Genomic DNA, 10,003 nt, shown 5'->3' with positions numbered 1-10,003 from the left:
TAAGTTGTTAACTGTAGGACTTCTCCTAGAGTTTTCTCTGAACGGAATCGATGAACGCTAAAGCTAGATATACCAATAGTGTAGTAATGGCTTGAAGGCGTAAGTCCTAAACTAACAGGTGTGAGTGAGTGAGGAGTGAGTCTAATGCTAAGTTGGGAGCCGACTCCTGTCGGGATGCCTTCTTCTGGGTACCCCAATCTTTCCCAAATACAGCGAGAAAATTTTACAGCGCTCAAGGAACGGGCTTGGGTAGAAATTGATTTAGCCGCTTTAGCTCATAATGTGCGGCAGCTGAGGCGTTTTCTGTCCCCAAAAACGGCTCTGATGGCGGTGGTGAAGGCGGATGCTTATGGTCATGGTGCCATTACGGTTGCCGAGATTGCTTGCCAAGCCGGTGCAAGTTGGCTGGGTGTGGCGACGATTCCAGAGGGAATTCAACTGCGAGAAGCCGGGATTCAGGCACCGATTTTGATTTTAGGTGCCAGTAATACGTCTGAGCAAGTGCAAGCGATCGCTCACTGGGATTTGCAGCCGACTCTCTGCACGCCTCAGCAAGCTTTAGTCTTTTCCGAGACACTGGGCACTTTAAATCGTTCTTTAGCGGTTCATGTAAAATTAGATACCGGGATGTCTCGCCTAGGCACTCCCTGGCAGCAAGCAGCGGAGTTTGTCTCCTTGGTGCAGCGATTGCCCCATCTCAAAATTGCCAGTATCTACTCTCATTTAGCAACGGCTGACAGTCCAGATCCCACGGGAATGAGACAGCAACAAGACAGATTTGAGGAAGCGATCGCTCTTATCAAAACTACAGGAATGACGCCTCCCCGTCTGCACCTCGCCAACTCAGCTGCCGCTTTAAGCGACCCAAGCTTACACTACGACATGGTGCGAGTGGGTTTAGCAACCTACGGTCTTTACCCCGCGCCCCATCTAAAGTCTGTCATCGACCTCAAACCCGTCATGAAAGTAAAAGCACGGGTAACGCAAGTAAAAAATATTTCAGCTGGTACGGGAGTAAGCTACGGACATCAGTTCGTCGCTAGCCGGGATATGCGCCTCGCCGCGATCGCCATTGGCTACGCCGACGGGGTTCCCCGCAACCTCTCCAACAAAATGCAAGTTTTGCTCCGAGGTCAGCAGGTGCCGCAAATCGGCGCGATTACAATGGATCAGCTGATGCTGGATGTCAGCGCAATCCCCGATTTACAAACTGGCGAAGTCGTCACTCTGCTGGGGCAAGAAGGAAACGCCGGAATTTCTGCGGATGACTGGGCGGCGACTTTAGGCACGATTTCCTGGGAAATTCTCTGCGGCTTCAAGCATCGCCTCCCTCGCGTGGCAGTCGGTCAACCCCTGGAATCAGAACAGGCTACACCGTCTTGACGCAACTTGAAATACTCGCAAGTCTTTGCTTCTAGATGCCGGGGTACGACACTGCCGTACCCCCACCGAGAATAAGAATAGCCGAGAATAAGAATAGTGGCAGACAAAAATTCATTTCCTCTGCCAATTTTTATTCGTTAAGCTGGTCAAGATATGGTCTTGCCATTCACCTTGAATCAATAAATATTTTCTAGCATATCCTTCAACAACAAATTCTAATTTTTTCAGTAAATTAGCACTCCGGTGATTGTGGGGTAGATAATTTGCCATCACCCGGTGCATATCTAATTGTGCAAAGACATCATTTATGGCAAAGTGCAATGCTTCCGTCATATACCCTTTACCTTGTTCAAATTCTGCTAAATTATAGCCCAAATAACAAAATTGGGCAGCACCCCGCATAAACCCGTGAAAACTAACATTGCCAATAATTTCTGAGAAATTCCCATTCTTGAAAATAAATAATTTTAAAGAGCGATCGCATTCAAATTCTTTAATGTTTTTCTCAACTTGCTCTTGCCAAAACTCATGGGTTAAAAAATTATCAGGCCAAAAAGGTTGCCAGAGAGATAGATGCCCTTGATTATTCCGGTAAAATTTGACAATCTCAGGCACATCTTCTTGAGTTCCCATCCGTAATAACAATCTAGGCGTATAAATCAGCTTAAATTCCGAATTCATTCCAGTATTCTTATAAAAAAAGATATATTAATTGGAAGTGAAAAACGATTGAAAATGGATATTATTTCTGTTGAAGCTGCATCGCAGTTATGGAACTACCTGATTGGCCAAGCGTATTTTAAGATTCTACAGAACCTTCTCTGGGCAGCGACAATTCTGCTGCTCACCCGATTAGCTGTAGGTTGGGTAGGAGGTCTTACCCGCAAAGCGCTAAGTCGCACAGAGCCAACCTTACGCAAGTTCTTGATTCAGGTAGCCGAGATTTTCACGCTGGTCGTCGGGATGGTCGCCGTTCTCAACAGGTTGGGAATCGAGACGACCAGCGTTGTCGCGGTAGTGGGGGCGGCTGGTTTAGCAATCGGCTTAGCATTGCAGAATACCTTATCTCACTTTGCCGCTGGTGTGATGCTGATTAGTTTGCGCCCGTTTGAGGTAGGCGATTTTATTGAAGGGGCGGGGGCTGCCGGAGTGGTGGATGCCATCGGCATTTTCTCGACTACGCTAGTAACGCGAGACAACGTAGTAATTACAGTACCGAACGGGCAATTATTTAGCGGGACGCTGAAAAATACCACCGTACTCGGCAAGCGACGAGTCGATTTAGACATTGATATTGGCGATCGCCCGATCGAACCGACTATCACCCTACTTTTGTCTTTAATTCAACCCCATCCCTTAGTTTTGGAAGAACCAAAAACGACCTGTCACGTTGCTTCCATCTCAGCAACCGGAACAATTTTATATCTCCGTCCTTGGTGTGCATCTGAAGCCTACGATCACGTCCGCTCCGAAGTACAACAGCTGGTGAAAGAAGCTCTGCGAGAGCCAGAATTGTCACTGTAGTCTTCTGCCTACTCCTGAAGGGCGCGGGATCCTTCTTGCTCCTTCATCTTCATTATTTTCCCGTGAATCGGCAGTTCAATCCGAAACTCTGTTCCTTGTCCTGGTTCAGACAGACACTTCAGTACCCCGCCATGCTTCTCAACGATAATCTGGTAGCTAATCGACAATCCGATTCCCGTGCCTTTCCCTAAAGGCTTCGTCGTGAAAAATGGATCGAATATCTTTGCCCTAATCTCTTCCGGTATGCCAGGGCCATTATCCGCAATGCGAATTACTACATGAGATCGGTCAGAAGAAAGGCTGGTGCTAATGCGAATCCAAGCACTGCTAGTGGGTAGAGACACGATTAATCGTGTCTCTAGGTCAGTTGTTGTTTCACGAATGATTGACGGCTGACTATTGACCATTGACAACTCTAGAGCATCCACCGCATTACTCAAGATATTCATAAATACCTGGTTCAAGGGACCTGCGTAGCACTCAACGGGTGGAAGGACTCCGTACTCTTTAATCACTTCAATGCCGAGATTTTGGGCTGTGGGTTTAAGCCGATGCTGAAGGATTAAAAGCGTGCTATTAATCCCTTCGTGGATATCAACTCGTCTCATCTCGGCTTCATCCAATCGGGAGAAGTTTCGCAACGAAAAAACAATTTGATGGATACGGTCAGTACCCACTTTCATAGAAGCCAAAGTTTTTGGTAAATCTTCTACTAGAAAGTTCACATCAATTGTTTCTGCTTTTTTTTGAATCTCGCCATCGGGATGGGGATATTGCTTTTTGTAGAGGTTTAGCAAATCGAGGAGATCCCGAACATAGGCACTAACATAGGGCAGGTTGCCGTGAATAAAGTTGACAGGGTTGTTAATTTCATGGGCGACACCAGCAACCAATTGACCCAAACTCGACATTTTTTCGCTCTGAATCAGTTGGGCTTGAGTATTTCGTAATGTCTTGAGGGTTTGCAGCAGTCGTTGATTACTGCGGCGGAGTGCTTGCTCTACTCGCCGACTCTTGCTGACAGTCCGTTCTAATTTATCCAGGTTAATCCGTAACTCCATCTGGCTGACCACTTGACGCCCCAACGCCCGCAGTGCCTCCATCTGTTCGGGGGTGAGATGACGTGGAATCCGGTCAATCGCGCAGAGGGTGCCGACAGCATAGCCATCAGATGTTACCAAAGGGGTACCCGCATAAAACCGGATATTGGTGTCTGAGGTCACGAGCGGGTTGTTGGAAAACCGCCGATCTTCTAAGGCATTGGGCACAATCAACAACTCATCTGGTTGCACCAAGGCATGGGCGCAGAATGCCACGTCTCTTGGCGTTTCCGTTGCTTCTAGACCGATTTTTGATTTGAACCACTGCCGATTAGAATCGACGAGGCTGACTAAAGCAATGGGAGTGCCACAAATATAGGCTGCCAGAGCCGTCAAATCGTCAAATGCTTCTTCAGGAGCAGTATCAAGAATCTTGTAGCGATTCAGCGCTTTGAGCCTATCTGCCTCATTGATGGGGATGGGTGGGCTGCTGCTGATTTCCTCTGTCGGTTTCGATGGGGTGAGGTTGATTTGATTCAATTCAGAATCGATTGAGGCGTCTTGTCGGAGGGGCTGACGACGTAACTGGCGACGTTTTTTTCTAAAAAGACGACTGTAAATGGTTTGAATAGCGTTCACAAGAAGGTTCCATGCTGTTGTAAATAGCCGTTTCACGCTGGTATTCTGCACGCTTAATTAGAGATTATCATAGGTCATTCATACCCTTTCTTTAATTGATTGTAAGTATATGAACGTAAGCACACGACTATGCGCTCTTACTAAAGTCACAAGTACAAAGTGAATTGGTATCAACGTTAATTGGTATCAACGTGAGTTACTATCAACGCCACGAGCGGTACTGTGTTACTTGAGGTTAACACCATTTTAGGTTGAGGATTTTGGATGGGAAAAGGCAACTTAGAATCGGATTGTAAAATTTAAATAAAGTATATATATAACAACATCATCCAATTCCAACCCATTATTTTATTTATTCCATCACTAATAAATTGCAACCAATCTCCTCAAAATCCGGATAATTTGAGAGCGAGCAACACTCAAATGGTTGCTTTAAAAAGGGAATTTTTCTAAATAATCATTCTGTAGAGGTAGGATAATTTTTATTTGGGAAAAAGTATACACTAAAACAAAGACTTCTAGTTGTACTAATCTTACTGGTACAACTAGAAGTCTTTGTAGGGTATTTCCAGGACAAGCTGCTGCGTAATTAGGCGCTGACTTGAGTGACCAATTCTAATTCTGGTGCAGGTTGTTCTTTCAATAACTGGGTGTAAAGGTCGCTTAGTTGAGTCGCTACGCCATCCCAACTAAACATCTTCTCTACCCGAACTCTTGCCTTCTCACCTAGCTGCTTGCGCCATTCTGGATTGGCGAGAATGCGGTCAATCGCGGCTGCAAACGCTACGGCATCTTTCGGGGGTGCCAGTAAACCCGTTTCTTCGGGGACGACGGTGAACTGGAGTCCGCCGACATCACTAGCAACGACGGGCGTTCCAGAAGCCATTGCTTCAATTGCCACTAAACCGAAGGGTTCGTAATGACTGGGTACGACACAAACATCAGCGGCGGCGTAGTAAGCGGGCAGGGTGTCGTCACCCAACCGTCCGGGGAAGGAGGTGATGTCTTGCAGCCCCAGTTCGCCGACAATTTTTTCAATGCGATCGCGTTCGATACCGTCACTTTGACCAGGACGAGAACCCCCGCCGATAAATAGTTTTAGGTTGCCCTGCTGGCGCATCTGGGACTTGCCAACGGCGCGAACGAGTGTTTCAATTCCCTTGCGGCGATCAAATCGACCCACATAGAAGACCACCTTGGTATCGGCGTCGATTCCCAGTTTCTCTCTTGCTGCTTCGCGGGTGACGGAACCAAACTTGCGAATATCGGTGCCGCAGGGGATGATATCGATGTTGCCTTTTGTGGAAACGAGCGATCGCATATGTTCTTTCTCTTGCGGACTGGTGGCAACAATCCGTTCCGCTGTCTCTAAAACCTTTCTTTCTACCTCTAGCCGCGTGGTAGCAATCAAGGGAATCGTCGAAACTGACTTATATTTGACGGCTCCCAAAGAGTGGTAAGTATGAATTTGTTTGATGGGTTGAACTTTCTTCAGCTCCATTCCCACCCAAGATGAGAGCCAGTAATTTGTGTGTACTATAGAATATTCAATGCCTTCTTGCTGCTGAAACTTGAGCATCTGTTCGACAAACACTGGCAGATACTCAAACAAATTGTCTCTTGGGACAAACTCTTCAGGACCAGCTGTCAAGCGAATTGTTCGACAATTCGCGCTATGTTGAACAATCGTGGGTTGATCGCCACTAACTTTGCGGGTAAACATATCTACTTGCCACCCCTGTTGAGCAAGTGCCTCACCCACCTGACGTACATAAACGTTTTGACCGCCAGCCTCTTCTTTACCGATTTCAATTGCTGGATCTCCGTGGACGGAAATTAGAGCAATGTGCTGGTTGTTTGTGGAAAGCATATATTTATATCGATTTTTTCACTCAACGACGTTCAGGGCGAAGCAGGGGTTGACTATTCTACTTAGTTGCCTGTTTAGCCCACCGGAACTTAAGGAATCTTTACTTGTGCTAATAGGATAAGCTTCGCCGTTGATGATGAACATCAACTACGGGAGAGAATCTACTACCTGACTATATTCAACCTTCCGGGGGACGGGTGGGTATCATTGGGTATCATGGCCTCCTCCCAAAGAAATAAAATTTTAAGCCAAAGGGCATATAAATCGCTAGAGTAGCGAATGGATTCCCATTTTTCCGTCCTCCAACGGTCAGGGAAGTGAAGATTTATAGATTTAATCGTGAAACGCGAGAATATTTAAATCGCCCAAGCCTTAAGGAAAGCGGGTTGTAAGCATTTATTAGATTTCTTTGCCAGCCATAAGAAATTTAACAATAGGTAATTATACTAAGGGATCGGGAAAGAAGCAAACAGCCACAACGACGAGGATGAATCATGGCTTTCCCTGCAACTGCGAAGACTCACTCGGAACGATCGGGCATCAAAAAAAGAAAATTTTTTTGACAGCAGCACCAATTGATTAATATCTGCTATTATCTATATTTGTCACCTAGGAGAGGTGGCTGAGTGGTCGAAAGCGACAGATTGCTAATCTGTTGTACGGTTGGTAACTCCGTACCGAGGGTTCGAATCCCTCCCTCTCCGTTTTAAAAGCGAAAACAGACAAGTAGCGAAGCCCAATAGGGAAAAGCAAACGCCTCACTCTTGACGTCTCACAGCGATCGCTTCTGCTAGCTAAAATGTTGGCAGAAGTTATGGCTGTATTCTTAAACAACTGAGATCAATTAAAATATTTGATTTCAATCGTGGACTGTTGAAGAGTTAAACACCCAAATGAGCAGACCCGCTTCAGCCAAAAATATCAAACCGAGTTGGGCGATCGCCCTAGCAATTACCACTATTACGACAAGTTTTCTAACCGCTGCTTGCGAAAACCCCTCTCAAACAACGCCAGGTAATAACACGCCAACCAGTACAACCAGTAGCCCCGCCCAGACTACAGGTTCTACCCCAGCCACCAGCGGTTCCGGACTCAAGATTGGCTCACTGCTGCCGACCACTGGCGACCTATCTTCCGTAGGGCAACCCCTGCCAGATGCTATCCGCCTGTTAATAGACACCGTCAACAAGTGTGGCGGCGTCAATAGTCAGCCAGTCACATTTATTCCTGAAGATGACCAAACCGATCCCAACGCTGGCACCGCAGGAATGACCAAATTAACGGAAGTAGATAGAGTTGCTGGCGTCGTCGGTTCCTTTGCCAGCAGCGTTTCTAGTGCCGCCGTGCCTGTTGCTGTCCGCAACAAGGTGATGTTTATCTCACCGGGTAGCACCAGCCCAGTCTTTACCGAACGAGCCAAAAAAGGAGAATTTCAAGGTTATTGGGCGCGGACGGCTCCCCCCGATACCTATCAAGCTCAGGCTTTAGCAAAACTAGCTAGTGACAGAGGATTTAAGCGCGTTTCCACTGTCGTCATCAACAACGACTATGGGGTTGGCTTTGAAAGAGAATTTGTACAAGCCTTCAAAAAATTAGGAGGGACTGTCGTCAACGAAGGAAAGCCAACTCGTTATGACCCTAAAGCTGCCACTTTTGAAAGCGAGGCAGCAGCTGCATTTAATGGCAAACCGGATGCGGTAGCAGCGGTTGTCTACGCCGAAACCGGCAGCTTGTTCTTAAAATCTGCCTACGAGCAAGGTCTCAGTAAAGGCGTCCAGGTGATGCTAACCGATGGTGCTTATTCGGAAGACTTTCCCGAACAGGTCGGCAAAACCAGCGATGATAAATTTATATTAGCTGGGGCAATCGGTACGGTTCCCGGTGCTAATGGCCCAGCACTGGCTGAGTTCACCAAGATTTGGAAAGAGAAAACCGGAAGGGGATTGAGCGCCTATGTCCCTCATGCCTGGGATGCTGCCGCTTTGATGGTACTAGCAGCCGAAGACGCTAAATCAAATACCGGCGAAGGCATTAAAAGTAAGATTCGCGATGTCGCCAATGCCCCTGGCACAGAAGTAAGCGATGTTTGTCAAGCGCTAGAACTGGTACGGAAGGGTGAGGAGATTAACTACCAGGGAGCTAGCGGTAACGTAGATATTGATGCTAATGGCGATGTGGTGGGTAGCTACGATGTCTGGGCAGTGGAACCTACGGGTAGTCTAGCTGTGACCGGCAAAGTCAGCCCCCAAGTAGCAGTAACCAAATAAAAAGTAAGAAAGTACAAAGGCAAAAGAAACAGGAGAAACCAAATTTTTCTGCTGTCTTTTGCCTTTGTTTTTTACCTTCTCTAGAAACCAGGGAAGGTGTAACCCACTCCCAGAATTAGTCCCACTGGCACTTCATCGCTTTGAAATCCGATATTTAGAGCTGCATTTGCTGTAAATTGCCGTGTCAAAGGTACATCGACGCCACCCGTAACCAGGAAACCAATGTCGCTGTCATCACCCGTGGAAATCGTGACACCGCCACCCACGTAAGGGGCGAATCTGACGGGTTCAAACGGATCTGACTGTCGAATGTTAAAGTCGTAAGTCACTGGAAGCAGAAAGGTCGTATCGTCACCGAGTAGCACGGAAGGGCGTACAGACAACGTATTGGTTAGACCAATTTTGCTGATCACGGCGAAACTACCATCGCCCAAAGCACTATCGCCCCCGAAACCAATATTGAAGCCAACCCCGACGTAGCTGCGACCGGCACGGGTGGTTCGACCGAGTTCGATATCGGTTTGAGCAACCTCAGAGTCATTGGGTAAGTTTGGAGTTTCAGCAGTTGGTTGCTGTGGTGCGGCGAGAGCGGCAGCAGAAGTGGTTACGCCGGGAAATGGTTGCGTAGTAGCAGTATCATCAGCCGCTGCCAAGGAGGAAGGCTCTGAAGCCACAGGCTTTGCGCTTTCTTCAACCAGCGTTGCATCTTGGTACTCAGAGAGAATGACCGGCTGTTGGCTCAGATTATATTGTGTTGAGACCGGGGCTTGCGGTGCAGCCGGGACTTGTGGTGCAGCCGGAACAGTTGATTGCCTCATCGGTGTGACATTTGCCGACTTGACAACTGGCTTGACAACTGGCATACCCATTACTGTTGGCTCAGCGATCGCTTCAGATGCGGCAGGTTCTGAAGTCTCAACGACCGCAGGAGTCTTTTGGTCAATGACTGTGGCAGTGGGCTGGGCTGTAGCTGACAAGCCACCGCTGAAAACTGTCAGTGCGGTCAGACCTAGTAAGAAAGAAACACGCTTAGAAAAGATTGTATTCACGGTCACTCCTCAAAAACTTCCTCAAAAATCTACGAAAGCAAACCTTAATTGCCTATTCTCTCGGAAATTATATTTCCCTGTCGTCAATTTAGGAAATTTTAAAAGATTTTGCTACCCACCAAGGAAGGATTATGCGCTGAAAGTGGCTAATATTCGACGATAATTGATGTTGACAGGTGAAATGGAATAAAGAGGGTCAGAGGGTGATAAGAGAAATTTTTATTCCCGATT

The 10,003-nt window shown here is 47.2% G+C and carries 7 protein-coding genes and 1 tRNA gene; 4 read left to right on the top strand and 4 right to left on the bottom strand.

Annotation, left to right across the window (positions count from 1 at the left end; translation table 11 throughout):
* The first annotated feature begins 144 nt into the window (after positions 1-144).
* Entirely contained in the window at positions 145-1,383 is a 1,239-nt protein-coding gene (alr, locus tag NDI44_RS01620) for an alanine racemase (protein ID WP_190413205.1), read from the top strand.
* A gap of 111 nt (positions 1,384-1,494) precedes the next feature.
* Here alr and NDI44_RS01615 read toward each other — a convergent pair whose 3' ends face one another.
* On the bottom strand, positions 1,495-2,064 hold the full coding sequence (locus NDI44_RS01615; protein ID WP_190413203.1) for a GNAT family N-acetyltransferase: 570 nt from the start codon (positions 2,062-2,064) through the stop codon (positions 1,495-1,497).
* 54 nt (positions 2,065-2,118) lie between these two features.
* On the opposite strand from NDI44_RS01615, the gene NDI44_RS01610 reads away from it, so the two are divergent.
* On the top strand, positions 2,119-2,907 hold the full coding sequence (locus NDI44_RS01610; protein WP_190413201.1) for a mechanosensitive ion channel family protein: 789 nt from the start codon (positions 2,119-2,121) through the stop codon (positions 2,905-2,907).
* An 8-nt stretch (positions 2,908-2,915) separates the two neighbouring features.
* Here NDI44_RS01610 and NDI44_RS01605 read toward each other — a convergent pair whose 3' ends face one another.
* Positions 2,916-4,586, bottom strand: coding sequence for an ATP-binding protein (locus tag NDI44_RS01605; protein WP_339380697.1), 1,671 nt, complete (start codon positions 4,584-4,586; stop codon positions 2,916-2,918).
* A 589-nt stretch (positions 4,587-5,175) separates the two neighbouring features.
* Positions 5,176-6,456 carry a glycosyltransferase family 1 protein gene (locus NDI44_RS01600; RefSeq protein ID WP_190413199.1) on the bottom strand — a complete coding sequence of 427 codons (1,281 nt, stop codon included), beginning with the start codon at positions 6,454-6,456 and terminating at the stop codon, positions 5,176-5,178.
* A gap of 612 nt (positions 6,457-7,068) precedes the next feature.
* Here NDI44_RS01600 and NDI44_RS01595 point away from each other — a divergent pair.
* Together NDI44_RS01595 and NDI44_RS01590 are read left to right on the top strand one after the other, a co-directional pair.
* Positions 7,069-7,160 (top strand) — tRNA-Ser (locus tag NDI44_RS01595).
* 189 nt (positions 7,161-7,349) lie between these two features.
* Entirely contained in the window at positions 7,350-8,723 is a 1,374-nt protein-coding gene (locus tag NDI44_RS01590; protein WP_190413197.1) for an ABC transporter substrate-binding protein, read from the top strand.
* Between the two features lie 80 nt (positions 8,724-8,803).
* Here NDI44_RS01590 and NDI44_RS01585 read toward each other — a convergent pair whose 3' ends face one another.
* On the bottom strand, positions 8,804-9,772 hold the full coding sequence (locus NDI44_RS01585; protein ID WP_190413195.1) for a hypothetical protein: 969 nt from the start codon (positions 9,770-9,772) through the stop codon (positions 8,804-8,806).
* Between the last annotated feature and the right edge of the window lie 231 nt (positions 9,773-10,003).

It is taken from the genome of Trichocoleus sp. DQ-A3, assembly GCF_039961975.1.
In the GTDB taxonomy this organism is placed as follows: domain Bacteria; phylum Cyanobacteriota; class Cyanobacteriia; order Cyanobacteriales; family FACHB-T130; genus FACHB-T130.
The sequence above is the reverse complement of the archived record's forward strand: the minus strand, read 5'-3'. Positions and strand labels throughout refer to the sequence as shown.

Excerpts from the sequence above, each read along its gene's own strand:
- alr (WP_190413205.1), top strand. The coding sequence starts at position 145 with ATGCTAAGTTGGGAGCCGACTCCTGTCGGGATGCCTTCTTCTGGGTAC.
- NDI44_RS01600 (WP_190413199.1), bottom strand. The coding sequence starts at position 6,456 with ATGCTTTCCACAAACAACCAGCACATTGCTCTAATTTCCGTCCACGGA.
- NDI44_RS01610 (WP_190413201.1), top strand. The coding sequence starts at position 2,119 with ATGGATATTATTTCTGTTGAAGCTGCATCGCAGTTATGGAACTACCTG.
- NDI44_RS01590 (WP_190413197.1), top strand. The coding sequence starts at position 7,350 with ATGAGCAGACCCGCTTCAGCCAAAAATATCAAACCGAGTTGGGCGATC.
- NDI44_RS01615 (WP_190413203.1), bottom strand. The coding sequence starts at position 2,064 with ATGAATTCGGAATTTAAGCTGATTTATACGCCTAGATTGTTATTACGG.